Source organism: Flavonifractor sp. An112 (assembly GCF_002161085.1).
Taxonomy (GTDB): Bacteria; Bacillota; Clostridia; order Oscillospirales; family Oscillospiraceae; genus Flavonifractor; species Flavonifractor avicola.
In genome coordinates, this window is sequence record NZ_NFLU01000001.1 from 112,215 (window position 1) to 138,377 (window position 26,163).

General features: G+C 59.6%; 25 protein-coding genes. 12 read left to right on the forward strand and 13 right to left on the reverse strand.

Annotation, left to right across the window (positions count from 1 at the left end):
• Positions 1-8: 8 nt before the first annotated feature.
• Positions 9-794, reverse strand: coding sequence for a hypothetical protein (locus B5E56_RS00545; protein WP_087387769.1), 786 nt, complete (start codon positions 792-794; stop codon positions 9-11).
• 200 nt (positions 795-994) lie between these two features.
• Here B5E56_RS00545 and B5E56_RS00550 point away from each other — a divergent pair, with 200 nt between their 5' ends.
• The 4 genes from B5E56_RS00550 (at position 995) to B5E56_RS00565 (ending at position 6,265) form a co-directional block, all read left to right on the forward strand.
• Complete coding sequence (locus B5E56_RS00550; RefSeq protein WP_087187154.1) at positions 995-1,312, forward strand: hypothetical protein; 318 nt, start codon at positions 995-997, stop codon at positions 1,310-1,312.
• A 246-nt stretch (positions 1,313-1,558) separates the two neighbouring features.
• A complete protein-coding gene (locus tag B5E56_RS00555; protein ID WP_087387772.1) occupies positions 1,559-3,280 on the forward strand; it encodes a zinc ribbon domain-containing protein in 1,722 nt (573 codons plus the stop codon).
• Positions 3,270-3,932: an ABC transporter ATP-binding protein gene (locus B5E56_RS00560; RefSeq protein ID WP_087387774.1), complete on the forward strand. Its 663-nt coding sequence runs from the start codon at positions 3,270-3,272 to the stop codon at positions 3,930-3,932. The genes B5E56_RS00555 and B5E56_RS00560 overlap by 11 nt, the downstream gene beginning before the upstream one ends.
• On the forward strand, positions 3,920-6,265 hold the full coding sequence (locus B5E56_RS00565) for an ABC transporter permease (protein ID WP_158098622.1): 2,346 nt from the start codon (positions 3,920-3,922) through the stop codon (positions 6,263-6,265). Before B5E56_RS00560 ends, B5E56_RS00565 begins: the two co-directional genes overlap by 13 nt.
• A gap of 66 nt (positions 6,266-6,331) precedes the next feature.
• Here B5E56_RS00565 and B5E56_RS00570 read toward each other — a convergent pair whose 3' ends face one another.
• From B5E56_RS00570 to B5E56_RS00585, 4 genes are read right to left on the reverse strand one after another with little or no spacing between them, the layout of a single operon-like run.
• Positions 6,332-6,556 (reverse strand): hypothetical protein, encoded by a 225-nt coding sequence (locus tag B5E56_RS00570; protein ID WP_087387778.1) that lies wholly within the window; start codon positions 6,554-6,556, stop codon positions 6,332-6,334.
• Complete coding sequence (locus tag B5E56_RS00575; RefSeq protein ID WP_242958696.1) at positions 6,541-6,852, reverse strand: NifU family protein; 312 nt, start codon at positions 6,850-6,852, stop codon at positions 6,541-6,543. Before B5E56_RS00575 ends, B5E56_RS00570 begins: the two co-directional genes overlap by 16 nt.
• A 6-nt stretch (positions 6,853-6,858) precedes the next feature.
• Positions 6,859-8,310, reverse strand: coding sequence for a 4-hydroxyphenylacetate 3-hydroxylase family protein (locus B5E56_RS00580; protein ID WP_087387780.1), 1,452 nt, complete (start codon positions 8,308-8,310; stop codon positions 6,859-6,861).
• Between the two features lie 19 nt (positions 8,311-8,329).
• Positions 8,330-9,175: a 3-keto-5-aminohexanoate cleavage protein gene (locus B5E56_RS00585; protein ID WP_343214214.1), complete on the reverse strand. Its 846-nt coding sequence runs from the start codon at positions 9,173-9,175 to the stop codon at positions 8,330-8,332.
• 303 nt (positions 9,176-9,478) lie between these two features.
• On the opposite strand from B5E56_RS00585, the gene B5E56_RS00590 reads away from it, so the two are divergent.
• The 3 genes from B5E56_RS00590 (at position 9,479) to B5E56_RS00600 (ending at position 13,373) form a co-directional block, all read left to right on the forward strand.
• Positions 9,479-10,657 carry a thiolase family protein gene (locus B5E56_RS00590; RefSeq protein WP_087387782.1) on the forward strand — a complete coding sequence of 393 codons (1,179 nt, stop codon included), beginning with the start codon at positions 9,479-9,481 and terminating at the stop codon, positions 10,655-10,657.
• A gap of 14 nt (positions 10,658-10,671) precedes the next feature.
• On the forward strand, positions 10,672-11,838 hold the full coding sequence (locus B5E56_RS00595; RefSeq protein WP_087387784.1) for an iron-containing alcohol dehydrogenase: 1,167 nt from the start codon (positions 10,672-10,674) through the stop codon (positions 11,836-11,838).
• Positions 11,839-12,074: 236 nt separating this feature from the next.
• Positions 12,075-13,373: an MFS transporter gene (locus B5E56_RS00600; protein ID WP_087387786.1), complete on the forward strand. Its 1,299-nt coding sequence runs from the start codon at positions 12,075-12,077 to the stop codon at positions 13,371-13,373.
• 90 nt (positions 13,374-13,463) lie between these two features.
• On the opposite strand, the gene B5E56_RS00605 is transcribed toward B5E56_RS00600, so the two are convergent.
• Together B5E56_RS00605 and B5E56_RS00610 are read right to left on the reverse strand one after the other, a co-directional pair.
• Complete coding sequence (locus B5E56_RS00605) at positions 13,464-15,035, reverse strand: sigma-54 interaction domain-containing protein (protein WP_087387788.1); 1,572 nt, start codon at positions 15,033-15,035, stop codon at positions 13,464-13,466.
• 72 nt (positions 15,036-15,107) lie between these two features.
• Positions 15,108-15,974 carry a nitroreductase family protein gene (locus B5E56_RS00610; protein ID WP_087387790.1) on the reverse strand — a complete coding sequence of 289 codons (867 nt, stop codon included), beginning with the start codon at positions 15,972-15,974 and terminating at the stop codon, positions 15,108-15,110.
• A 341-nt stretch (positions 15,975-16,315) separates the two neighbouring features.
• Here B5E56_RS00610 and B5E56_RS00615 point away from each other — a divergent pair, with 341 nt between their 5' ends.
• The 4 genes from B5E56_RS00615 to B5E56_RS00630 all read left to right on the forward strand — a co-directional run bounded on the left by B5E56_RS00615 (position 16,316) and on the right by B5E56_RS00630 (position 19,833).
• Positions 16,316-17,221 (forward strand): 3-hydroxyacyl-CoA dehydrogenase family protein, encoded by a 906-nt coding sequence (locus tag B5E56_RS00615; protein WP_087387792.1) that lies wholly within the window; start codon positions 16,316-16,318, stop codon positions 17,219-17,221.
• A gap of 186 nt (positions 17,222-17,407) precedes the next feature.
• Positions 17,408-18,694 (forward strand): DUF362 domain-containing protein, encoded by a 1,287-nt coding sequence (locus tag B5E56_RS00620; protein ID WP_087387794.1) that lies wholly within the window; start codon positions 17,408-17,410, stop codon positions 18,692-18,694.
• A gap of 2 nt (positions 18,695-18,696) precedes the next feature.
• The gene (locus B5E56_RS00625) at positions 18,697-18,969 is read left to right on the forward strand and encodes a hypothetical protein (RefSeq protein ID WP_087387796.1); all 273 of its coding nucleotides are present in this window, start codon (positions 18,697-18,699) and stop codon (positions 18,967-18,969) included.
• 45 nt (positions 18,970-19,014) lie between these two features.
• Positions 19,015-19,833: a cyclase family protein gene (locus tag B5E56_RS00630; RefSeq protein WP_087187165.1), complete on the forward strand. Its 819-nt coding sequence runs from the start codon at positions 19,015-19,017 to the stop codon at positions 19,831-19,833.
• A gap of 50 nt (positions 19,834-19,883) precedes the next feature.
• Here B5E56_RS00630 and B5E56_RS00635 read toward each other — a convergent pair whose 3' ends face one another.
• The 6 genes from B5E56_RS00635 to B5E56_RS14790 all read right to left on the reverse strand — a co-directional run bounded on the left by B5E56_RS00635 (position 19,884) and on the right by B5E56_RS14790 (position 24,335).
• Positions 19,884-20,852, reverse strand: a complete 969-nt coding sequence (locus B5E56_RS00635) for an alpha/beta hydrolase (protein WP_087387799.1) — start codon at positions 20,850-20,852, stop codon at positions 19,884-19,886.
• Between the two features lie 23 nt (positions 20,853-20,875).
• On the reverse strand, positions 20,876-22,225 hold the full coding sequence (locus B5E56_RS00640) for an MFS transporter (protein ID WP_158098624.1): 1,350 nt from the start codon (positions 22,223-22,225) through the stop codon (positions 20,876-20,878).
• A 110-nt stretch (positions 22,226-22,335) separates the two neighbouring features.
• On the reverse strand, positions 22,336-22,569 hold the full coding sequence (locus B5E56_RS00645; protein WP_158098625.1) for a hypothetical protein: 234 nt from the start codon (positions 22,567-22,569) through the stop codon (positions 22,336-22,338).
• On the reverse strand, positions 22,536-23,762 hold the full coding sequence (locus B5E56_RS00650; RefSeq protein ID WP_242958697.1) for a CocE/NonD family hydrolase: 1,227 nt from the start codon (positions 23,760-23,762) through the stop codon (positions 22,536-22,538). Before B5E56_RS00650 ends, B5E56_RS00645 begins: the two co-directional genes overlap by 34 nt.
• The gene (locus tag B5E56_RS14785) at positions 23,671-24,156 is read right to left on the reverse strand and encodes a hypothetical protein (RefSeq protein ID WP_242958698.1); all 486 of its coding nucleotides are present in this window, start codon (positions 24,154-24,156) and stop codon (positions 23,671-23,673) included. Before B5E56_RS14785 ends, B5E56_RS00650 begins: the two co-directional genes overlap by 92 nt.
• A gap of 23 nt (positions 24,157-24,179) precedes the next feature.
• Positions 24,180-24,335: a hypothetical protein gene (locus B5E56_RS14790; RefSeq protein ID WP_242958699.1), complete on the reverse strand. Its 156-nt coding sequence runs from the start codon at positions 24,333-24,335 to the stop codon at positions 24,180-24,182.
• Positions 24,336-24,755: 420 nt separating this feature from the next.
• Here B5E56_RS14790 and B5E56_RS00660 point away from each other — a divergent pair, with 420 nt between their 5' ends.
• Positions 24,756-26,132, forward strand: a complete 1,377-nt coding sequence (locus B5E56_RS00660; RefSeq protein WP_087187173.1) for a PucR family transcriptional regulator — start codon at positions 24,756-24,758, stop codon at positions 26,130-26,132.
• Positions 26,133-26,163: the final 31 nt, after the last annotated feature.

Consider the following 26,163-nt stretch of genomic DNA (forward strand, 5'->3'; position numbering starts at 1 on the left):
GGTACAGTTTACCAGCCACCCATTTCTACGGTTTCAAAGTTCTCTCTCGTCAAATAACAGTAGTAGTGGATAACTCCATCGATAGAACTTGGCCCCTGTATCCAGTCCATATGATCCTCGATCACGCCTACCGTACCATCCAAACTGCTTCCCACCTCAGGCTCCAGAGCACAGACCTGATAAGTCCATCCGTATCCAAATTTCTCCTGCATTGCCCTTCCCCAATACATGGTGAAGCTGGTCAGGCTGCCTGCCATGATCAGATCATCACCTGCGTAGGGCACGATCTCAACGTCCAGACCTTCCTTCACATAAAACACATAGACAGCGCTCCAGGTTAACCGGTGGGCTCCCGTTTCCCAATCCACCACTTCTGCCAGTTCACTTACCTTGCAGGGGTATCCATCCGCCGTATAGGCAGCCACGCCCGTGATGATATCTTCTTCTATTGCATCCTGGATGGTATAGCGCCCGCCGTCCACCAAAAAGCCAGGTACCAAATCCCGCGCCAATTCTCCTTCTTGATTATAGAAACGGATTATATAGGGGTAATATCCAGGGATGGGCTCCAGGATGGAAGGCAGCTGATCTATGTCCACAGGGCCAGTCTCCAGCAGGCCGTCCAGATGCTCCTCTTCCGCCATAATCTCTTCAGTGTCCTGATACCATTGGTCTTCTGTCTGGGAAAAGGACTCTTCACACCATTCCATAACCCGATCCTCACCGGAAGAACAGGCTGTCGCCGTACAGGCAATGCTCAGCGCCATCAGAATCATAACCACTCTCTTTTTCATTTTCTTTCCTCCTGTCATTCGGTCCATCTCGCGATGTCAATAGTAAGAGCCACCGGCATGGCCTCTGGTTTTATACCAGGCAATAAAATTTTTTATTTTTGTCTGTCTGTTCATGATCACAGCTCTCTGCTACAATAGAACTAAACCGAGAATACCGTCGAGCTTATCAAATAAATTCTGACCGGAAGGACGTAGCCAATATGAATGGACCTTGGAACCACAACTTTGAACTGGATGACGCGGATGAAACCGAACTGCTGGAGGCATCCACCGGCTTTTCCATTCTGGAGGAGGAACAAGACAACAGTGAGATGCTGCGGGTCCTGGAGCGGCAGATCAGTACCCTTCAGGTACAGCTGGACAATCTGGAGGATGATCTGGCCCGGCTGACAGAGGGGCCCGCGGGTGACAGCACCCAGGAGGCGCTGGTTCTTCGCCTGAGAGACCAGGCGGATCGTCTGGCTGCCCGCATCGATGAGCTGGAAGCCCAGGCAGATTCTCTGGACAACAGAATCTAAAAACACAGCCCGCAGGTACAATCTTGCGGGCTGTGTTTTTAGGTATACCGCACCATACCTAAACATAGCGATCATAAAGGGTTTCTCAGGGACAACCAGCAAAGAAATCCCGCCTTTTATGGAACTATTTGTAATTTTCTGTTGACTTCTTTTCCTACTGCCCGTACAATCGAGGTGTGTGCAAACAGAGGAAATATACGTTATGCGCAGCAGAACTGCTGCCACCTTATCGAGGGAGGAAGAACCATGAAAAACTGTCTCAACTGCGGCCATCCGCTGCACAACGGGGCCGCCTTCTGCCAAAACTGCGGTACCCCGGTTCCTCAGGACCCCGCCCCCGCCAACACCCCCGCCTTTTGCAGAAACTGCGGCGAGCGGCTCACCCCGGATACAAAATTTTGCGTCAACTGCGGCACTCCCGTAGAGCAGGCATCTGCTGTATCTCAGGAACCCCAGCCTGAGGCTAAAGCTGCCCCCGCCGCCCGCCGTCCCAAAGGGAAAATAATCGCCGGCGCCATTGCCGCTGTAGTCGTGGTGGCTGCGGGTATTCTGGTGATCCCCCGGCTCTTTTCCGCTCCGTCCAAGCAATTCGTCTCTTATCAGCAGGACCTGTTTGCTGATCGCGCGCTTGGTATGCTGGAGGAAGGCGTGGACACCATCGGCAGCGGCGCGTTCTCTTCCGATCTGACGATCACCGCCATCACGGACAGCGCAGAGATCAACCAGTACCTGGAGGACTCCTCCGTCAGCCTGAAAGTGGATCTGGACCGGGACACCTTACTGGCCAACGGAGAGTTCACCCTGATGGGCAGCCCCATCCTCACAGGCCTGCTGTCTTATGACAAAGGAACTCTGGGCTTTTATCTGCCCGAGATCCAGGATACCTATTATACCATGGATCTCTCCCAAACTGTAGAGGCGCTCACCGGCCAGGAGGTAGATATGAGTGTGCTGGCTCTGCCTGAGATTTCGGGCAAGGAGTGGCGCTCTCTGCTGGAGTCCTATCTGGATATTGTCTATACAGTTGTCAACGAAGAAAATGTAATGGTGGAGGACGGCGTGTCCTTTAACCTGCCTCAGCTGGGCGGCTCCATGACGGGTACCCGCTACACCTTCCAGCCCCGGGCAGAGGATGTGGAGGCCATGCTGCTCAAGCTGGCCCAGACCCTCCGGGAGGACGAAACCCTGCGACAGCTGATCCTGAAGCTCATCAACCCTGATATGCTGACCGCCGCCTTTGGTTACGATGTTTTCAGCGGCTATGATCTGGAGGAGGAGCTGGACAATGCCCTGCTCTCTCTGGCGGATGAGCTGGAATACAGCGCCGCCGATGCAGGCCGCGAGGTGGAGGAGTCCGGCTTTACCTGGGAGCTCTATGTGGAGGGCAACCAGGTCCGTATGATCCGTCTGTATACCGACTATTCCGATACCACTCTGGTCTATGAGTCCCAGGGCGCGGAGTCCGACCGGCGGCAGGAGGCCTTCTATGTAGAGGCCTATGGTGAGCCCCAGTTCCTGCTGACTCACTCCTACACCAAAAACGGCAGCGTTTCCGATGGCATCATCAGCCTTACCCAGCCTTACGGCGGCTCTCTGGAAATGCGGTACGATATGGATTCGGAGAAAAAATCTCCTCTGGGCATCCCCCAGGGCTCCTATCAAGTATACTCGGATATGCTGCCTGTGAACCTGACGCTGGACGTAACCCAGGGACAGGACAACAGCGTGGACCACACCCTCCAAATCCAGGGCGATTCCTATGTGTTTGACGGTGCGTTCAGCTCTCTGGAGATCAACATCAATACCACGGATGGTTCTTCCGTCAAAGCCCCCGATGTGCCCCCCTACGACATCAGTGACTTCACCTATGAGGACTACTATGAGCTGTTCCAGGAACTGGGTATGGCTGTGGAGCAGGATCTGATCCGCAATCTGGAGCCGCTGCTGGATACTTCCTATGGATGGTAACGCGGTTTTATGTACCCTGCGGCAGGTGGAAAAGCGCTACTCCCGCCATGCCGCCCCTGTGCTGGGTCCCATTTCCCTAACCCTGTCCCAAGGGGAGGTATTGGGCGTCCGTGGCTCCAACGGCGCGGGCAAGAGCACCCTGCTGTCCATCCTGGCCGGGGTACTGCGGCCTGACGCCGGAGAATACCATCTGGCTCCGGAGGCCGTGGGCAAGGTAGCCTATGTGCCCCAGGAGCTCTCCCTTTACCACACCCTTACTGGGTTGGATAACCTGCGGTTCTGGGGGCGGGCCTGCGGCCTGCCCCGTCAGGCCATCTCCATCCGCAGCCGCTGGCTGTTGGAGCAGTTGGACCTGACCGACAAGGGAAAGCAGCCGGTCTCCGCCTACTCCGGCGGGATGCAGCGCCGCCTCCATCTGGCCAGCGCTCTGATGATCACACCTAAGGTGCTGCTGCTGGACGAACCTACCGTAGGCGCGGACGCCCGCTCGGTGGAGCTTATCCTGTCCATGGTGGAGCACCTGCGGGACATGGGCTGTGCCATCGCCATCATCTCCCACCAGCCCGGCGAGCTGGAGCGGGTATGCAGCCGGATCCTCACCCTGGAAGCCGGCCGGCCTGTCCCGGAGGAGGGAAACCCATGTCCGGACTGAAAGCCGCCCTCTGTAAAGACCTGAAGCTGTTTTTCAGCGGCGCCGGGGTGGCCGCCCTACTGCTGCCTTTCCTGCTGCTGGCGGCCTTCCGGATCGGGCTGGGCGATCTCACCACCCAGAGCTATGTGCAGCCTTTTCCCATTGCGGTACGGGATGAGGACGATACCATCATGTCCCGCTCCCTCATCGCCCAGATGAAGCGCATCGAACTGTTCTCCGATGTGGCCGTTCTGGAGGAGGAAACCAGCAACGCCCAGGCTCTGAATCAGGGTGCGGCGGCGGTTATCACCATCCCCAAGGACTTTTTCTACGATCTGTACACCATGACCGATTGCCCAGTCTCCATTGTCCTCAACGGAGATATGCAGCTGGAGTCCACCCTGATCTATTCCATCTTCGGCTCTGTGATGGACATCATTCGGGGCAATCAAGTGGCCTACACAGCCGTATATCAGCTGTGCTACGGCGACCTGGACAATGAGCAGCAGTGGGCCCTCTACCAGGAATCCTCTGTCAATCTGCTTCATGACGCCCTGGGCCGCCAGAATGTCTTTGAAAATGAGGCAGTCCAGGCCGACCTTCAAGGAGCGCTGGAGCGGCGGCTGACCGCCTGCGTGCTGTCTGTACTGGCCCTCTTCTTCTCCATTGCCGCTGTCAAAACCCTACCCGAGGAGTTGGGATTGGGTATTCTCCCCCGCTACAGGGCTTTGGGCGGTTCTACGGGAGCCTTTGTACTGTCCAAATTCCTGGTGGCCTATCTGCTGACCCTGCCCACCCAGATTCTGATGCTGGCAGTCTTTCAGCCGGAACACCCCATTTTGTTTCTAGGCCTTGCCCTTCTCCTGCTGGCTTCCGCCTTCGGGATTCTGCTGGGGCTGGCCGCATGGCTGGGCAATCCCGCCTCGGTCCAGCGGTGGGGCAATCTGCTGCTCTTTCTCTCCCTGGTACTGGGGGGCACCCTCTGGTCCCGTCAGCTTCTCCCCATGCCCCTGCCTCTGCTGGGTAAATTCACCCTGCCCTACTACGCCGGACTAGGACTGGAGGCTGCCGCCTACGGTCTGCCGCCGGTGAAGCTGTTGGGTCTGCTCTGGCCCATTCTGGCCATGGGAGTCGCCGGCCTTCTGTTCGCCCTGTCCATGCTGCACCGCAACAAGAGGAGCAAATCCGCCCGCACTACCCACGGCAGTCCTGTCAAACCCACAGCCGCCCCCTCCCTGCTTCCCTTCCCGGCCCGGCTGGCCAGCCTGTCCGGCATCAAGCTCACCGCCATGTCCGGCGGTCTGCGGGGACTGGTTGTTCTGCTGGCAGTGGCGCTGCTGTGCGGGATGGCCGCCTCCTCCGTTCAGGCGGGAGGCAGGCAGCAGCTGTGCCTAGCGGTCTATGATCAGGATCAAAGCGCTATGTCCCAGGAGCTGGTCCAGCGTCTGGGCCAGCATACCGAGCTCTCGGTACGCAGCTGCGGCAAAGAGGAGGGGCTTCACCTGCTCCTGCTGGGAGAGGTGGAAGGTCTGCTCACAATTGGAGAGGGCTATAGCCAGTCTTTGACCACTGAGGAGCAAATCCCCCTCCGCTATGAGGGCGCTTCGGCGTCCGTCTCCCTCCAGGGCGCCCGGGAGATCATCGCCGGGCAAGTCTCCCTCCAGCGCAGCCGGGTCCAGGCCAGCGGCAACGCGGAAGCCCATCTGGGGCGGGCCCTTTCCGCCCAGGAATCTGCTCGGCTCCAGACACTGATGGATGAGGCCGAAGCCTCCATGCCGCCTCTCTACCAGATGCAGATGCAAAACGGTGCCTCCGCTCCCCTGCCCTTCGTCCCCAGCCAGATCAGCTTTACAGCGCTGATGGTTCTGTTTACTTTGCTGACCTCGGCGGCCTGGACCGGAGGCCGGGACGGCCGTCTGGTGGAGCGTCGGATGTGGTCCCTCCCCTTTGGCCGGGTGCTGTCCTACGGCAGCGACTGTCTGGCCCTGGTAGGGCTGGGGCTTCTGGTTTCCCTGTGCATTCTGCTCTTCGGCGGCTGTACCGACCTATGGACCGCCGCGGCCACCCTGGCCTACACCCTGTGCGTCTCCGCCCTGGCCCTGATGCTCATCCGGTTCACCAATACCGATGGGCGGGTGGACGGACTGGCCCCCTTCCTGGCTCTGATCCTCTGCCTGCTGGGTGGGTGCTTTATGGACCTGTCCCAACTCTCCCCCGCCCTGCGGACCGTCTCCCTGCTGACCCCGCCTGGCCTGGCTCTGGAGGCCTCCCGGGGCACCTGGCCCGCTTTGCTGGCCCTGCTGTGCGCTGCGGCGGTCCTCTTCATTATCGGCCTTCGTCCACGCAGAAAATAGCAACCAGCCTACAAAAAAAGCCTGTAACCACAATGGTTACAGGCTTTCTTTTGTTTGATTGGAATTTCAGGGATGGTCCTGCCACAGGCTGCGGATCTCCCGTCCTGTCAGCCCTGTCAAATCCGCGCATTGGGCGGAGCAGCCGCATACCACCAGCAGCTGATCGTAGCAGACACCGGGAACTGCCCGTTCAAAGGTGTCCTCCGGCTGCTCCCTCTGGATGCGCTCCACCAAGGCCACCCGGTCATACCGGGGATTGCAGCCGCCGCAGTATTTCACTCCGATCCGCACGGACGCTCTCCCCGCAGAATGGCTTTGGCCTGGTCCAGCAGCTCCTGGCTCACGCCTCCCATCAGTACCACGTCCTTCAGCTCAGGAATGGATTCCAGCAGAGCGGAGCGGATCAGGTTTTCCGTGGTCAGCATGGCAGAGGGGCAGCCGGCGCACTGGCCGGTGAGCTGAAAGCGGTAAACCCCGTCCTTGCAGTCCAGGCTGCGGATATTGCCGCCATGAAGGGCCAGGTTGGGGCGCACCTTCTCCTCCAAAACTCCTTCGATCCGGTCCAAGATCTCACTGTACTCAGACACCTTTCCTCACTCCTTGACGTGGGCGATCTTCTTGGCCAACTCTTTCTTCATAGGCAGGTTGCCCTGGCGGGCGATCATAATGCGCTGGGCCTGAGGAGAACCGGCGCCGTGGAGGGACTCGGTGCGGTAACCCACGGCGGCGGTGCCCAGGGTCAGGTTCTCAATGAGGCGCAGGATGCGGAAGCGGTTCTCCACCGACACGCCGGGGGCCGCTTTGAAATACTTTTCCACATAGGGCCCCAGCTTGGGGTCTTTTAGGTCGGCCTCGGCGGGAGCTGTAACCACCACGCCGCCGGCAATGTCCTCGGCCAGCCGGGCAATCTCATAGGGGAACCGGGTCACGTTCTGCTTGCACACGTTGGCCAGCAGCAGATCGATGATATAGTTGCCGCTGGCGGTGGCATGGCCCTCGGCGGAGCAGGCGATGCCGCAGCAATACAGCGTCTCGTTCAGGTGGGTCATCTCAATGAGCTTGTCCTTGATGTGGGAGGCCTTGGCGCAGCCGTTGTAGTCGGCGGCTACCGCCGCCGCGCCGATCAGCACGTCGCCCACGCCTACCTTGCACCCGCCGTAGCTCTGGCGGTGGTAACCGGCAAACCGCTCCACCAGCATACCGGCGAACTCGGTCTCACCGCACATGAAGATGCGGTCGTTGGGCACAAACACGTCGTCGAACACCACCAGGGCCTCCACGCCGCCGAACTCGGCGTTACCTACGTCCAGCTCGCTGCCCTCCAGCTTCCGGGTGTCGCAGCTCTGGCGGCCGATGATCATGAAGATACCCTCGGCGTCCATGGGCACGGCAAAGGATACGGCATAGTCCTTGTCCTCCGGTCCCATGGAGATGGTAGGCATGATGATGATCTCATGGCTGTTCAGCGCGCCGGTCTGGTGGGCCTTGGCGCCCCGGACCACAATGCCGTCGGGGCGGCGCTCCACCACACGCAGGAACAGATCTGGGTCCTCCTGCTCATGAGGAGCCTTGGACCGGTCTCCCTTGGGGTCGGTCATGGCTCCATCCACCGTCAGGTCGTGCTCCTGGACGTAAGCGGCAAACTTCTTGAAATTCTCATGATAGCTGGTACCATACTTCTGGTCGATCTCGTAGGTGGTGGAGTAAACAGCATTGAAGGCGTCCATACCCACGCACCGCTGGAAGCAGGCGGCGGTCTGCTGGCCCAGCAGCCGCTGCATCTTCACCTTCTTCACCAGGTCCTGGGCGGACTGGTGGATGTGGGTGAAGCGGTTGACCTGCTGGCCGGTCAGGTTGGAGGTAGCGGTCATCAGGTCCTGGTACTCCGGCTTCTGGGCCAGATCATAGGTCATGCGCACGCTGTTCAGCGAGGGGCGAAGGATGGGATCGTCCACCGGATTCTCCACCTTCTTGCCAAACATATAGACCTGCATATGCATCTTGCGGATGCTCTCAATGTACTGTTCCCCTGTCATCAGTGCCATGTTGTTCCCTTCCTTTCTCTTACTTCAGGCTGAGGATCTCCCGGGCCTCGTCGGGAGTGGCAACCTTTTTGCCGAACTCCTCGATGACCCGGCGGGCCCGGTCCACGAACTGGACGTTGCTCTCAGCCAGCACGCCCTTGCTGTACATCACGTTGTCCTCCATACCTACGCGGATGTGGCCGCCCAGGGCCACAGCGCCGTACAACATGGTGAGGGCGGAATGGCCCACGCCGAAGCAGCTCCAGGTGGAGCCGGGGCACAGGGACTCCATGGTCTCCTTCATGAAGATCAGGTTCTTCATGGTGCCGGGGATGCCGTTGGCGCAGCCCATGCAGAACTGGAAGTGCAGCGGAGCCTTGAGCACGCCCTTTTTGAGGTAATACTGGGCGTTGGCGATCATGCCGGGGTCAAAGGCCTCGATCTCCGGCTTGATGTGGTTGTCCTCCATGATCTTGCCCAGCTTCTCCAGGAAGGCGGGGGGATTGAGGAACAGGCCGGTGTGCATCCAGTTCATGGAACCGCAGTCGTAGGAGGCCATCTCGGGGCGCAGCTCCACAATGTGCTCGTAACGGCACTCCTCGTTGGGGAAAGAGGCAGCGCCGGAGGTGGTCATATTCAAAATGATGTCGCAGTCGGGATGGTTGCCCCGCAGCAGCTCCACCGTTTCACGGAATTTATCCTTGTCCATGGCGCCGTTGCCCTGATCGTCCCGCATATGCATATGGGCGATGGCAGCTCCCGCCTTCCAGCAGGCGTAGATATCCTCGGCAATCTCCGCGGGGGTCATGGGCACGTTGGGGTTGTTTTCCTTCTTGGGCCACGCGCCGGTGGTGGCCACAGTAATAATGGTCTTATCCTGGCTCATTTCCATTCCTCCTTAAAACCTGATGTCCGCCCATTGGGACGGATCTCATAACGCCAAAGATAAGAAGCAAGACTCATGCCAATTTATTTTCGTCTTTCCGGGCCGGTTTGCAGCTTCATCCACCTTCGCTATTGCATTTCGGAAACAACCCGCCCGTTGTTTTCTCTTCTCTGTTGCATATTTGCATCGCGCAACAACTCAACCGGGCAGTTTTATGAAAAAACGCTCCGAGATTGTTGGCATCCGGCTTGCATCATCTCTCTCCTGAATCCACCTTACCACATTCAGAGAGGAGACATACTTATGAATCATGTTGCCATTGTTGCCGCCTGCCGCACCCCCATCGGAACCATCGGCGGCCAGTTCAAAACCCTCACCGCTCTGGACCTGTCTGTTCCGGTGATGCAGGCCCTGGTGAAGCGCTCCGGCGTGGATCCCGCCCTGATCGATGATGTAATCTGGGGCTGCAACTACCAGCGTACCTATCTGGAGAACAACCTGGCCCGGGTGGCTGCCATCAAAGCCGGTCTGCCCGAAACTGTGCCCGGCATCACCGTCCACCGCAACTGCACCTCCTCCATGTCCTCCATTCAGCTGGGCTTCTATCAGATCATGGCCGGAGAGGCCAAGTGCATCATGGCCGGCGGTGCCGACTGTATGAGTGCTGCTCCCTTTATGGTGTTTGACGCCCGCTACGGCAAGAAATACGGCCACATGGAGCTGCGGGACTCCATGTGGGACTCCCTGACCAACCTGGGCGTGGGCCCCGCCATGGGCATCACCGCCGAAAACGTGGCCGACGCCTATCACGTCACCCGGGAGGACATGGATCAGTACGCCCTCCGCTCTCAGCAGCGGGCCGCCGCCGCCATCGATGCGGGTAAGTTTGAAGAGGAGATCATCCCCATCACTGTCCACGGCAGAAAGGGAGACACCGTCATTACCACCGACGAGCACGTCCGCCGGGACACCACCCTGGAGAAGCTGGCCAAGCTGAAGCCCACCTTCAAGGCCGACGGTCGGGTCACCGCCGGCAACTCCTCCGGCATGAACGACGCCTCCTCCGGCGTGCTGCTGATGGAGGAGGAGCTGGCCAAATCTCTGGGGCTGCCTGTGCTGGCCCGGGCGGTGGCCACTGCCACCACCGGCGTCTCCCCCGACCTGATGGGCATCGGTCCCATCAGCGCCACCCAGAAAACCCTGGAGAAGGCCGGCCTCACTGTGGCCGACATCGATCTCTTTGAGATCAACGAGGCCTTTGCCGCCCAGTGCGTGGCCTGCCAGCGGGCGCTGGGTATTGACGGGGACAAGCTGAACGTCAACGGCGGCGGCATTTCCCTGGGCCACCCCGTGGGCGCCACCGGCAGCCGTCTGGTAGTCACCCTGCTCCACGAGCTCAAGCGCCGTGGCGGCAGATACGGCCTGGCCACCCTGTGTGCTGGCGGCGGCATGGGTACCGCCGTCCTCATTGAGATGGCCTGAGCTTCGGTACGCCTATGAAAGATTTTGAATTTTCCTTCCCCACCCGGGTCATCTTCGGGCGGGATGCGGAGGGGCGGGCCGGGGAGCTGGCCGCCCCCTTCGGCCCAAATGTCATGCTTCTCTACGGCAGCGACCGCATCCGCCGCAGCGGCCTGCTGGACCGGCTCACCGCCGATCTGGAGGCCCACGGCCTGACGGTCACTCTGTTCGGAGGTATTCAGGAAAATCCCCTCCTCTCCAAGGCGGAGGAGGGGCGGCGGCTGGCCCGGGAGAAGAAGATCACCCTCCTGCTGGCCGTGGGCGGCGGCAGCGTCATTGACACCGCCAAAGCCGTCAGCCTGGGGGCCAAAAGCACCGCCCCTCTCTGGGACATCTACTCCGGCAAGGGAAAAGCCCAAAAGGCTCTGCCCATCGGGGTGGTACTCACCACCGCCGCCACCGCCAGCGAGGCCAACAGCGTATCAGTGCTCTGTCACGATGAACTTCATTTAAAGGTAGCTCTGGAAGAGCCGCTGACCCGCCCCCGCTTCGCCCTGATGGACCCGGCCCTCACCTTCTCCCTGCCTCCCCGGCAGACCGCCTCCTGCGGAGTGGACATCTTTTCCCACGCCTTTGAGCGCTACTTCCACAAGGGTCAGCAGGGCACCCTCCGCAGCCAGATGTGCGCCGCTGTGATGCGCACTGTTATCGCCGAGCTGCCCAAGGCTCTGGCCCGCCCCGACGACTACGACGCCCGCAGCCAGCTCATGTGGGCCGCCACCGTGGCCCACAGCGATATGCTGGGGTTTGAGGGGGATTTCGCCTGTCACGCCATCTCCCACGTCCTCACTACCGCCCTGGGGCTCCCCCACGGCGTGGCCCTGGGCATCCTTATGACGGCTTGGTGCAAATATATGCTCACCGACGAGACCCAGGCCATTGCCGACTTCTCCACCCTGGTGTGGCAGGTTCCCCCCTGCTCCAGCCAGATCCAGACCGCCCAGAACGGGATCTCAGCCTTTCAGGATTTCCTCTGCTCGGCAGGCCTGCCCGTCACCCTGCGGGAGGCCGGTTTCGGCAATGTCTCCCTGGAGGAGCTGGCCCAGCAGGCTCTGCCCGGCGGGTCCGGCACTCTGGGCGGCAATTTCCGTCCCCTGGATTACGGCGCGGTGCTGAGCTTGTTGCAGCTGGCGCAGGGGTAAGCTGTTGCAATTCGGAAATGTTCATTGCCGCTGTGCAACAGGTAAGTACCTTTCCTCCCGCTCAGCAGCCGTTTTCGGCCCTATTTTTCGGTATTTGTGTTGGCATCAGGATTGCTTTTATTCTGTTTCGCTAAATCAAGTGCGGAGAGAGGAGGCACGTCTTGCAGCCGGAGCAAACCCGGCACAGCGCAGCCAACATCCACATCCTACAGCGAAAATGAGGAGTGAGTAAAACTATGAGTAAAAAGAATCCCCAGATCGCCAGTGAAAACATGAAGATGAATTTCTCCAAAGGTTGGGGCATCATTCTCTATCAGGCCCTGATGTTCTTCTTCCTGATCGGCTTTTCCATTGACGGTCTGAACATCGTGGCCCCGGCCTTTTCCGAGGCCACCGGCGTGGACTACCCCAGCGTACTGAGCATGGCTACCGTGGCCGGTATGATCGGCGTGGTGGTCTACATCTTCATTGCCCGTATCAACGTGAAGGTGGGAGCCCGTCTGCTGTCCGGCGTGTGCCTCATCGGCGCCGGCGCCTCCTACATCTTCCTGGGCAACAGCAAGACCCTGGTCACCTACTGCATCGCCCTGACCCTGGTTACCTGCTTCATCAACGGCGCCGCCTACATCGCCGGCAACACCCTGATTGCCCAGTGGTTCCCCAAGAAGAAGGGCTTGGCCAACGGCTTCACCACCATGGGCCACAACTGCGGCTCCGCCTTCTATGTGCCTCTGATCTCCTTCGCCATCGGCACCTTCGGCTTTGCCAGCGGCATGAGCTATGTGGCCATCGGCGCCATCGTGCTGGGCATCATCGGCCTGATTTTCGTCCGCAACACCCCCCAGGAGTGCGGAATGTACCCCGACAACGTTACCAAGGAAGTGTATGAGCGGGAGTATTTCCAGGGCAACAGCGAGGACAACGGCGGCTGGACCGCGGGCAAGCTGCTCAAGACCCGTGAGCTGTGGCTGTGCGCCCTCATCATCGGCATCAACCAGCTGGTCACCACCGGCGTCATGAGCCAGCTGGTGGTCCGCAACACCAGCCTGGGCTTCTCCCAGGAGTCTGCCGTGGGCCTGATGACCGTGTGCGCCATCATCGGCGTGTGCGGCTCCTACCTCTTCGGCGCCATTGACCAGAAGTTCGGCGTCAAGAAGGCCATTATCCTCTTCCTGATCTGGTACTGCATCGCCCTGGCCGTCAACTGCACCGACACCACCATCGGCGTGTATGTGTCCGTGGCCATGATCGGCATCGCCGTGGGCGCCGCCGCCAACTTTATCGTATCCCTGCCCGCTTCCGTGTTCGGCCGTCACGGCTTCACCATGGTGAACTCCGTGTTCTTCCCCCTGATGCAGATCGTGCTGATGACCAACTACCTGGTCAACGCCTTCGCGCTGAAGGTCACCGGCAGCCTGCGGGGCGCCTACATCTTCTACATCGGCCTGCTGGTGGTCAACATGATCCTCACCGCCGTGATCAACCCCACCAAGTACAACAAGGACGTGGCTACCGAGCAGGAGCTGCTGAAGTAAGCTGATTCCATTCCCTTTCTATTCCATTTATATCCCTCTAAGCAGCAAGGCCCGCCGGAAGATTCCGGCGGGCCTTGCTGCTTATTTGAATCAGCTTCTGCGGTTTTCGTAGTCAATTTCGTACTGCTTGATCTTACGGCAGATGGTGGAGGCGTTGATGTTCAGCTTGCGGCTGGCATCCCGCAGGTTAGAGGAGCCTTTCAGCACCTGCTCCAGAAGGCGCTTTTCAAAGTCCGCCACCGCCGTATTGAAGTCCACGCCCTCAGCAGGCAGCTCAGGGACGGGCTCCGGCTGGGGTGTCTCTGCCTTGGGGGCGGCGGGCTGTGGCTCGGGGACCTCCTCCGGCACGTTCAGCAGGCCGCGGAGCACGTCGTCCTCAATCCGGCCAATGCCGGAGCTGCACAGGATCAGGTACTCCATCACATTTTCCAACTCCCGGATGTTGCCCGGCCAGGAATAGCGCTTCATATAGTCGATCTGCCACTGAGTCAGGCTGAAGGTGCGGTCGTACTTCTTGGTAAAGCGATCAATGAAGTACTCGCACAGGTCCTCAAAGTCCTCGGTGCGCTGCCGCAGGGCGGGCACCGCAATGGGGATCACGTTAAGCCGGTAGTAGAGGTCCTGCCGGAAGGTGCCCTCCGACACCTTTTTCTTCAAATCCGCGTTGGTCAGGGCCAGAAAACGGATGTCCAGCTTGATGGGCCGGGTGCCGCCAATGCGGGTGATTTCCTGGGACTGGATGGCCCGCAGCAGCTTTACCTGCAGGTCCATGGGCATATCCCCGATCTCATCCAGCATCAGGGTGCCGTGATTGGCGTACTCAAAGAGGCCCACCTTGCCCTTGGCGTTGGCGCCGGTAAAGGCCCCCTTCTCATAGCCGAACAGCTCGGACTCCAGCAGGTGGCCCGGGATGGAGGCGCAGTTGATCTTTACATAAGGCTTGTCCCGGCGGAGGCTGCGGCGGTAGATCTCGTCGGCCACCACCTCTTTGCCCACCCCCGACTCTCCGGTGACGAGCACCGAGGCGTCAGTGGGGGCGATCCGGTCCAGCAGGGTATCAATTTGTTTCAGGGAGCCGTATTTTCCTACCATGCTGCCCGACAGGTGCTTGTCTGAATCCTTGCTGATGGTTCTGGGGTGGATGGCGTTGACCTCTTTGACAAAGGCCTCGAAATCCTCCTGCAGGGAACTGAGGCTCATAATGGGCCGACTGCAGGCCACTACCTGCCGCAGGCTGCCGTCCGGCTTAAAAATGGGGGTTCCCATCACATAGCCCACCAGGGGCTCCCCGGTTTTATAGGTAGTAGACAGGCGGAAGGCGCTCTTTTTGTTCTCCAGCACGCTGGTCACCGCCCCACCGGTAAAGAGCTTGTCCTCCCCGATCAGGGCATGAATATCCCGGTTCAGGACCTCCTCCTCGGTGATCCCCGTATTGCGGGTATAGGCAGGATTGATGTAGAGGACCGTCCCATCGGCATCCGTGATCATGATGCTGTCATCCAGCCCGTCCACTACCTCTTTAAAGTCAATGCCCCGGTCATGGAAGGCCTGCAGGCGGTGATCGATCTCCTCCAGCTTGGCCACCAGCTCCGGGCGGTCACTCTCATCCATCACAAGCCTCAGCAGCTTTCTTACTTCTCTTATGGCGGAATATTGGTTCATCGCGCTCCTCCTCACCGTTTCTGTCGGGCATTGTACCGGCACGCAAGTGCCGCAAAGGGAAATCCATTTTGTTCAAAAGGTCAGTTCCTTGATCTGGGCAATGCCCTCCCGCTGGACGCCCCGGGCATAGGGATACTCCGGATAGCCGAACCCCAGAATCAGGCTGTAATACCGGTCCTGGGGAATTTGCAGCAGCTTTTCCACCTCCGGCATATGGGACAGGGCCCCCACCGGGTAGGACATAATGATGGACCCCAGGCCGTGGGAGGCGCAGATCAGGTCAAACCAGGCCGCGGCCAGCACCGGGTCGGTCTGCCACTGGCCTCTGCCCCGCTGGGAGTGGATCACCAGAATATGGGGCGCGTTGACAAAGAACATATCGCCCGGATTGCGGCCCGGCTCCCACTCCAGCTGCTTCTCCCAGTCGCTTTTGGTGAAGGAACCGGGATAGATCCCCTGCTCCGCCAGCCGGAAGGCCTCCTCCCGCACCAGCTTGCGCAGCTTGTCCATCTCCGCCTTCCGGTACACCACGTTGAAGCCCAGGGTCTGCAAGTTGCTGCCGGTAGGGACATTCTCCAGCAGCCGGAGCATCTGATCGATCTCCTCTCTGGGTACCTCCCGGTCCTGATAGCGGCGGCAGGCCCGCCGGTTACGCATCAGAGCCTCCAGCTGGCGGGCGTTAGCCCCCTCTTCCGGCAGCAGGGAGTCCTTGGGGTCCTTGTCAAAGATAGAAATGGCGCCGGTGGGACATACCGCCAGACAGTGCTGGCAGCGGTAGCAGCCGTCCCAGCCCACAATGCCGTCCGCCTCCGCCTTCATCTTTGGGACCCCCTGTTCATCAAAGTACAGGATCACCGAAGAACAAGATGCAACGCACCTGCCACAGTGGATACATTGATCCGGGTTTGCCTTGAAATGAAAGCTCCTCACCAGCTCCACGCTCCTTGTCTTTCCATTTGAGTAATCTCTATTATAGCCTGCCTGTCAACTCGATGTCTAATGGGCGCAGGCCTAACAAAAGGAATTAAGCAAATTGGATGCCAGCTTTATCCATATGCTGCCGGCCCAATGTTGCCCCTGTCCATTGCATTTTTGCAACTCGTTGCTGCTTCGCCCTCCACCCTCTGTTGCCATTTCGCAACGTTCCCCGATCATCCAGGAAAACAGAGCTGTTTTTCCCCTGAAATTTTTGGCATGGGATTTGCTCTATTCACAGGCAAGCACAATGTTGTCCGCGACAACCCAGCTGACAAAGATCAAAAAGAAAAGAGGAATCAACCATGGGCAAAATCAAAGCAGTGTTTGTTGGCACCGGCATGATCGGAGCCGGTCTGGCTGCCAATGCCATGCTGAACGGCTACGAGACCGTCCTCTATGATGTGGTCCCCCAGGAAAAGATGCGGGAGAGCATCAGCCACATTCTGGACATTCTGGTGGATGCGGGGGCCGCCACCAGGGCCCAGGCCGACCAGGCTCTGGCCGACTGCCAGTTCTCCAACAACCTGGAGGAGGCGGTCAAGGGGGCTCACTTCGTGCAGGAGTGCATCCCCGAGCGGCTGGAGCTGAAAAAATCCACCTATGCCGCCATCCAGAAGGTGACCGGCCCCGACGCCGTCATTTGCAGCTCCACCTCCAAGCTCTTCCCCACCAAGCTGCAGGAGGACGCCCTCTATCCCCAGTCCATCCTGGTGGGCCACCCCTACAATCCCTCCTATCTGCTCCCCCTCATTGAACTGTGCGGCGGCGAGCAGACCTCCCCGGAGGCCATCCAGCGGGCCAAGGAGATCTACACCGGCATGGGCAAGGTGGCGGTGGTCTGCAAGAAGGAGATCTACGGCTTCATCGTCAACCGCCTGTCCTGGGCCGCGCTGGAGGCCGCCAAAGAGTGCGTGCGCGACGGCGTCTGCTCCGTGGAGGATATGGACAAGGCCATCATGTTCGGCCCCGGTATGCGTATGGCGGTGACCGGCCAGCTGCTCACCATCAGCCTGGGTGTGGACGGCGGTTTCCGGGCCATCGCCGAGAAATACGGCGAGGAGCCCACCCCCTGGAATGAGGTGTACGCCCAGGGCGTGGACGAGGAGATCGCCAATCGGGACCCCGCCATGGGCAACACGGTGGACGGCGTGTGCAAGTTCCGGGATCACGCCTTTGCGGAGCTGCTGAAGCTGCACAAGCTGCTCTGATCCCGCCCCAATCCGCCGGTTGTTTCATTTTTGCAACAGAGCATCTTGTTTGTATCAGTTGCGCAACAAAATTCCCCCGTTATTTCCCAAAAATCAGGCCGTTTACCCCAAAAATACTTGGCATTTGATTTGCAGTTATCATGGGTGTAATGAATGACACACCAAATTCTGAAGGGAGAACTGAGTATGTCTGACAAAAAAGCGCTGGTCGCTCTGGCCAAGGAGGCCAGCATCCAGGAGAGCGTCACCAAGGTCTTTGACCTGATGGGCGGCGTCACCAACATGATCAAGCCCGGCACCACCGTAATGCTCAAGCCCAACGCCGGTCACGCCTCCCCCGCCGACACCTCCGTGTGTACCAACCCCGAGGTGGTTCGTGCCGTCATCCGTGAGGTCAAGAAGGCCAATCCCAAGAGCATTGTCATCGCCGAGGCCGCCGCCATCGGCTGCGATACCATGGAGTGCTATGAGGTCTCCGGCATCGCCGACGTGGCCCGGGAGGAGGGCGTGGAGCTCTACGACATCAAGGCCGACAAGGACCTGATCAACGTGGCTGTCCGGGGCTACCGCTCCAACCTGCACCACGTCAAGCTGCCCCGCCGTCTGCTGGAGGCCGACCACCTGATCAACCTGCCCATCCTCAAGGCCCATGCCAGTATGGTATTCTCCTGCGCCCTGAAGAACATCAAGGGCGTGGTGCAGGACGCCGTTCACCTGCAGATGCACCAGCAGAACCTGACCATGGCCATGATGGACGTGTGGAGCATCTGTCGGGCCGATATCAACATCGTGGACGCCATCCGTCCCGCCAGCGGCTACTCCCCCCACACCCCGGTGCCCATTGAGGTGGGCTGCATCCTGGGTTCCACCGACCCCGTGGCCGTGGACCTGATCGCCTGTGACCTGGTAGGCATCGACGCCGAGGCAGTGGACTACTTCCGGGTGGCCGCCGAGACCGGCCTGGGCATCACCGAGCGGGAGGACATCGACGTGGTGGGTGCCTCCGTCAAGGACTGCTACAAGAAGATGTGGGTTCCCTACATCGGCGACATGAGCACCCGCTGGCCCGAGTACAAGGTGCTGTGCGACGGCGCCTGCTCCAGCTGCCAGGCCCTGCTGGCCATCAACATGGAGACGCTGAAGGCCATCGGCGACTATGAGCGCCGCTCCGATTTCGTGGTGGTGGCCGGCGGCAAGAACCAGATCCCTGCCGACGTGGACGACAAGAAGCTGGTGCTCCACGGCAACTGCACCCGCAAGTACCTGAAGGATCACCCCAACGCCATCCACATCGAGGGCTGCCCCCCCTCCGAGCCGCTGCTCTATATGTCCATCAGCAACGGTGAGCTGGTCCACGGCAAGGGCGGCCAGATGAGCGAGTACATCCGTCCCCGTATGGCCGCCGACCAGCCGGTGTGGCGTAAGTATGTGGAGGAGCAGGCCAAGAAATTCTACGGCAGTCAGGAAGGTTGACCATGGCGTTTCAATATGTGGACTATCCCCAGGAGATGAAGGATCTGCTCAACCGCATTTTCAGCGACGCTTTTATGCAGACCCACACCCGCTTCCAGTCCTTTGAGGGATTCCGTTACTCCAGCGCGGTGTTCGTCAACTGGAATTCCGACCAGCTCATCTATAATGAGGCTCTGCTGGACCGCTTTGTGCAGGAGAGCACCCAGTTCTCCTCCTGGGAGGAGATGGTGCGCACCGCCGCCGACCAGTGCTTTCAGCCCGCCGCCTGTTCCTGAATTTAAAGATTCCAAATCCATTCTAAACGAAAAGGAGTTATTATTATGAGCAAGACCGTTCTTGTAGACCTGTCTCATCCCTTTGGCCGGGGCAATCCCCTGTGGCCGTCCAACGGCGATTTCCATATCGACCGCGTGCAGCATATGCCCATGCACTACCGCCTGCTGCAGACCTTTAACGACTTCCATATGCACAACTCCACCCACGCCGACTCCCCCTCCCACGTGATTCCCGAGGGCGCTTTCACCCATGAGCTGCCCCTGGAGAACTACTATGGCCCCGCTGTCTGCCTGGACATTCCCAAGAAGCACTGGGAGCTCATCACCGTGGAGGATATTGAGAAGGCCGCTGCCAAGGTGGAGGGCGGCATTCAGGAGGGCGACTGGGTCCTTATTTGCACCGGCATGAACAAGCGCTGGGGCGAGAATGACGACTACTTCATGTATTCCCCCGGTATGTCCATCGAGGGCGCCCACTGGCTGGTGGATCACAAGGTCAAGGGCGTGGGCTTTGACCTGCAGGCTCTGGACCACATCCTGTACACCTACGCCGCTCAGCACGGCCCCGGGCCCTACGTCCCCCGCATCGTAGACGAGTACAAGAAGGAGTTCGGCCATGAGCCTCTGGAGGACTTCCCTGAGTGGGAGCCCGTCCACACCATCCTGCTGAGCAACAACGTCATGGGCATTGAGAACCTGGGCGGCGACATTGAGAAGGTCAAGGGTCAGCGCTTCACCTTCTGTGCCTTCCCCCTGCGCTGGTACATGGGCGACGGCACCATTGTCCGGGCCGTGGCCATGATCGACGAGGACAAGATCAACAAGGACGTGCCCGACCGCGTCTACAAGTACGGCGTGTATTGATCCATATCCATAAAAAAGAGATGACAGGCTTTGGCCTGTCATCTCTTTTTTTAATCTTCCGTGTTCTCCACAGGTCCCTCCGGCTCACAGATCCGCCGGACAAAGCGCTCCAGGATGGTTACCGCCCACTGGGCAGCCTGCTGGAAGGCGGGATCATGCTTCTCCCGCACATCCGAGGGCAGCGCCTCATAGCAGGGCCGGTTGGCCCAGTCCTCCAGAAAGCCGTGGTGGGTCTGGTTCAGCACGCGGTATTCCGTGTCCACCCCTGCCTCCTGCAGCATCCGGACATAGTGCTCTCCCTCCTGCCGTAGGGCATCCCGCTCGGCCAGCAGCACCAGGGCGGGGCAGAGCCCTCTCAGCTGCTCCAGCGTGGCGCAGACCGGCGAGACGTGGGGGTCCGTCCGCTGGGCCTGGGTGCAGTACAGCGCGGCAAAGGCCTCCATGACCTCCTGGTCCATATCCGCCGCAAAGTGGGGCTTCTCACTGGGCTGATGCACGCTGTCCAGGTAGGGATAACACAGGATCTGCCCCCGCAGGGAGAACTCCCCCCGTTCCTTGGCCAGCATGGCGCACACCGTAGCCAGATTGGCGCCGGCACTGTATCCCATCACGATCATCTGTTTCGGATCAATGGAATACCGGTCCGGGTGTTGGGCTAACCAGCGGACCACTTCATATACATCTTCCACGGCGGCAGGGTAGGGATATTCCGGCGCCAGCCGGTAGCCCACCCCCACCACGGTCATATCCAGTTCCTGAGCCAGCAGCTCGCAAAAGCCGTCGCACTTCTCCCCGTCTCCCAGCACAAAGCCGCCGCCGTGCAGTTCAAAGATCACGGGCCGGTTTTTGGACCGGGCCGGATGGACCCACACGGGGATCTCCCTGCCAGCGCATGGTACGGAAAAGGGCAGCCCTGTGATGGGCTGCCCCAATACCGCTTCCCGCTGGGAACTGCGGAGGGAGGGCAAAAGCTTTACAAAACTGCGCAGAAACGGGTCTTGATATCGCATCTGTTTCATCTGTACGCTTTCGCTCCGTTTTCTTATTTTGCGCTGTGGCTCTTGGCCTTCTCCAGCAGTTCCTGCTCGATGGCGGCGTCGTCAGACTCCTTCTTGTCGTCGATCCGGGAGATCACGAAGGCGCCGATGAGGCAGAGCACCACAAACACGCCGTAACCGGCAAACCAGTTGTTGCCGCCGCCCAGACTCTTGCCCAGCACCAGGATGGCAAAGCCGCAGCTCTGGATGATGGTGGCCAGAGGAGTGCACACCCGGTTGGCGGACATGAACTCATAGCGGCCGAACTTGGAGATGACCATGCTGGGCATCAGGTTGGGGATGCCACCGGCGGTGAAGCACAGGCAGGCGGTGAGCACGGTACACATAATGACAGGCATCTGGTGCAGGAACATCATGCCGATAAGGAACACCACATAGGCCAGGTTGTAGAACACGCCAGCCCGCTTGGTGCCGATGTTGGTGTCCAGCCAGCCCCAGCAGAAGCTGCCGATCAGACCCACCAGGGTGCAGCCGGACAGGATGGCCACCGGCCCGAAGGGATCGGCGAAATAGCCGGTGCTCATCATACGCACGATGATCTGGCTCATGACGCCGGCGGTGGTGGCCCAGGGGATGCCGAAGCCGATGACGATCATCCACACGCTCTTGTTCTTCAGCAGGTCTACAATGGAATACTTGGTCTTGAAGTAGCGAGTCAGGTCCTCCCGGGTGTCCTGATGGGCCCGGTTCTCCGGACAGATGTTGTCAGGATAGCAGCCCTTCTCCTCAGGGGTATTGGTCATAAAGATCAGGGTGACAAAGCCCAGCACCAGCAGCACCACAGCCAGGGCGTTACAGAAGCCAGTCCAGCCCCAGCTGCCGGCGAAGCACCAGGTCACGAAGGGCACCAGGATCATGCTGGTCAGGGGCAGGCCCATGGTGGTCCAGCCCATAACCACGCCCTTCAGGGTGGGGAACCAGGAGCCCACAAAGCCGTGGTGGACGGCAAAGGCCAGACAGGTGCCGAAGATCTGCACGAAAAACAGGCCGATAGTATAGTTGGTGAAGTTGGTGATACGGCCGAAGCAGAACACCGCGATAGCCATGCCGAAGCAGGAGGCCACGGCCACCAACTTGGTGCCCTTTTTCAGCACCAGGGTGGTGAAGAGCAGGCCCAACAGGCAGCAGATGATGCCGATGGGGGTCAGCATATCGCTGGTGATCTCGGTACCGCTGACCTGAGACAGGTAGGCGGCCAGGCTGGCGCCGTAACCGTTGATGCCGTCCACCGCAAAGGCGGAGTACATCATCTGGTAGACGATACAGATCAGGACCAGAAACCATCCCCAGCCGCCGAAGTTGACGGCAGAGGAAACCTTATGTTTGTTTTTCATATTCCATTCCTCTTTTCTCATTGAATCAAGGCATCATATCCGGCGCCGAAATGGGTCATGGGGTTCAAAAGCGCCGCTGCCTGCGCTGATTCTGTTACACGGAACTTACCTCAGGGTTCAAAAGAAAAGCCGGACCACACCGGTACGCCGGTGTATTCCTTGGGGGCCTCGGCGCCGGTCAGGTAGCGGATGGCACCGCTGGCCAGGGCCTCCATCTCAAAGTCGCCGCCGTAGACAATGAAGGGAGCCACCCAACCGGCGTACTCCTTGACCTTGTCCACAAAGCGCTTGCTGTTGGACACGCCGCCGGTCATGACCACCGCGTCCACCTTGCCCTGGAGCACACAGGCATAGCTGCCGATGTTCTTGGCCAGCTGATAGCGATGTCCACAGGCACGATCTCGCCCTTGGACAGCTTCAGCTCCCGCTTCTGGGCCAGCACGGGGCAGAACTTGGTGGACAGCTTCTCGTCCAGCTCACGGCGGGACACACGCATCTTGCCCCAGGCACCGGGGTGGGGCTCGTTCAGAGTGAACCAGGGAATCCAGCGGCCGGAGGCGTCTGCCTTCTGAATGTTGACAAACAGGTCCATGTCGTCGTGGCCGTCGGCCTCCACATACAGGCGCAGGTACATATAGCCAGTCAGCTCGGTATCCTCGTCAAAGGCCATGTCGAACTCCACCTTGCCGGTGTTGCCGTCGTAGGAAATCTGGCTCTCGGTCTCCACAGGGGTGGTCTGGAGGCTGGTGTCGGCGGCGTTGAGGTAGAGCTTCTTGTACTGGGTGCGCTCCAGGGGGAAGCTGGTCTCGGGACGGCGGTCGGCATGGTCCAGGTCAAAGGCGTCCATCACGTCCACACGCACCTTGGGGGTCATCTCCCAGCCGTTGTGGATGTCCTTCAGATAGCGGTCATAGAAGCGCTTCAGATCCTCCAGATTCTCGGGGGTGTAGGTGTCGGGCCACTCAAAGTCCCGGTGGATGCGCAGCCACTTGCGGCGGCTCTTGCACCGGCGCCAGGCGTTGATGGAGCCGGGCAGGTGGAAGTGGCTCCAGCCGGCGGTCTGATAGACGGGGATCTTCACGCTGGCCCAGTCGGCGATCTTGTCCTGCCAGTAGGCGTTCATGAAGGGGTACTTGCGGGCCATGGCCACCTGGTCGTCCACGCCGCCGGTACCGGTGACCTGAGCGGCAATGAACTCATTGAAGCTCAGGGCGGGGATGCCGCCCTCGTAGAGGCTCTCACGGAACAGGTCGGTGGTACACTCCCAGGGAGCGATGCAGGCCAGGTGGGGGGGCTGCATGGCGGCGATGCCCCACTGGTGCATAGCAACGCCGGAGTTGCCGGACATACCTACCTTGCCGTTGCACCAGTGCTGCACGGCCAGCCACTCCACGAAGTCGTAGCCGTCCTCCCGGTCCTGGTGAGTAAACATATGTACGTCGCCCTCAGAGTGGCCGGCCCCCCGCACGTCCACGTTGGCCACCGCGTAGCCCTGGTAGCACCAGTACATGGGGTCGGGGCTCTCGAACTTGGCCATCTTGGAGACGGTGTGAGGGGGGCACGCCCATGATCTGCCACTCGCTCATGCCGTCGCCGGGGCGCTTGCCGAACCAGCTCCAGGACACGATGGCGGGATAGGTGCGGCTCTCATCCTTGGGACGGAAGATATCGCAGTAGATCGTCGCGCCGTCCCGCATCTTCACTGGAACGTCCTGCTCGCACAGGATGCCGGGGGCGGCCTCATAGACACGCTGGTTGAAGGCAGGGCAGAAGCCCTGACCCATCCGGGCCATGGGGTCGTCGCTGGTGGCCAGGTCGATCTCTTCCTGATTGGCCACCGGCTTGCGGGCCACCCGGTAGATGGCCTCCAGCTCCTCGCCGCCGAACACTTCCTTCTTGACTACATATTCACCCTTGGGACACTCTGCCATGGTATTCAGCTCCTCTCGCTTTTTTAGCCGTTCTCGACCAGATCGTACACGTACTCAATGGCCTCGCCGATGGTCTTCTTCCGGCGGAAGGTCATGTAGGGGATCTCCACGTCAAACTCGTCCTCCAGGAAGGTGGTAATCTGGGAGTAATGGACGGATTTCGCGTTCAGATCCTCCACAAAACGCAGGTCCTCGGTGAGCTCTTCGGGCTTTTTCCCAAACAGGGGCGCTGCCGCTGGATCAGCTTGGCCTTTACTTCTTCACGCACAGATGCAGACATTTTTATACCCTTCATTGTTAATTTTGAATAGATTCAGCAACTTTCCTTGCTTTCATGTGGTGTATTGTACTATAATAAAAAGCGATTCAAAATGTGCTGGAGTGTAAACTGACCCGGTAAAATGCGCGGCGCATTTGTGCTTCAGCACAATGGAACCAGGATGGAGGGAAGTATGCTTGGAACTGTTTCGTCTGCTGGAGGAGTCGAAATTTGAAGACGTAGTCTGGCTGCGTTCCATTGACCGTCACGCGGAGATCGATACCTTTTTGCCTCCGATCATAACGACGCGCCGGAGATCGGGGTTCTCTATGTGGGGCCGTTGGAACATCTGCCTTCCCCCCGATTCGGTATCAGTTATCTGTGCACCGGCCCCATGCCGGATGATAGTCAGCTGCCCGCCTGGGAGGGGGTCAATCTGGTTTGGACCTCCAGTCCCCCCGACTATGTGATCCGGCGGGTCAGCGAAAGCTTGGCCCAGCAGTACCGCTATCAGTCCGCCTGCGGAGAGCTGGTAGGCGCCTTATCCACCGGCCGGGGCCTTCAGCACCTGCTGGACTGCGCCTACCGGGTACTGGGCAACCCGCTGATCGTAGTAGACACAAGCTATAAGATCCTGGCCATCAATGCCGACCTGGCCCTTCAGCGGGCCGACTTGGCTCGTCAGAAGGATATCGGTTATATGCTGGATGCCAACATTCAGGCCATGAAACGGGTCAAACTATACGAGCACGCCCGGCAATTCCACTATCCCTACTACCGGAAGGATCCGGAGGCTGCTCACGGCTGGATTACCGCCCTGGTGTACTCCGACGGCATCGAAGTAGCCCAGATCGGCGTGATGGACTGCAACCGGCCGTTTCACCGCTACGACTTTGAACTGGTCCATTTCCTCTGCCGGCTGGTGGCACTGGATATGCAGAAAAATGATTTTTACGGCACCAACGTCAATTTACAGCACAGCGTGCTGCTGGGCGACCTGCTCAACGGCGATGTAACTGACGGAGAGACCGCCACCGTCCGCAGCGCCCAGCTGGGCTGGGTGCTGAGCAACAGTATGTATATCATCACGGTGTTCGATCAGCACTTCGGCGTTTTTGATCGAAAAGCCAGACTGGTATCGGAAGCGCTCCATTCCCTGCTGCCTAACAGCCGCTGGGTCATTTATGACAATAAAATCGTCTATTTCGTTACCTATCCCGCCGATAGCTACGCGGAGGAAGCCTTAAATGACGGATTGTTGGAATATCTGTCCAAAAACAAGCTCTCTGCCGCCATCAGCGGCCGTTTTCAGACGTTGCTGGAACTCCGTCAGGCCTACCAGCAAAGCCTGGCCGCCTTCGAACTGGGCTGCCGGGTCAATCCCGGCCAGACGGTCTACTGCTATCGGGACTACCTGCCCTATCATATCGGAGAGCTACTGTCACGCCATGCCCCCCTGCGCTCCTTCTGCCATCCCGCTGTGCTCCGCCTGGCGGAGTACGATCATGCCAACCAGACCCAGTACCTGGCTACCCTGTCCAGTTATCTGAAATATGCTGAGACCCCCCACAAAGCGGCAGATGAGTTGTTTATCCATAAGAACACCCTGTTTTACCGCATCCGGCAAATCAAGGAGCGCTTCGGCCTGCATCTGGAGGACGGCAGCGAGCGGATGCGGATCCAGCTGACGCTGGCCTTTTTGCAGCTGATCCAATAAATGCAAAAAGGAGGCGGTCCAATGGACCGCC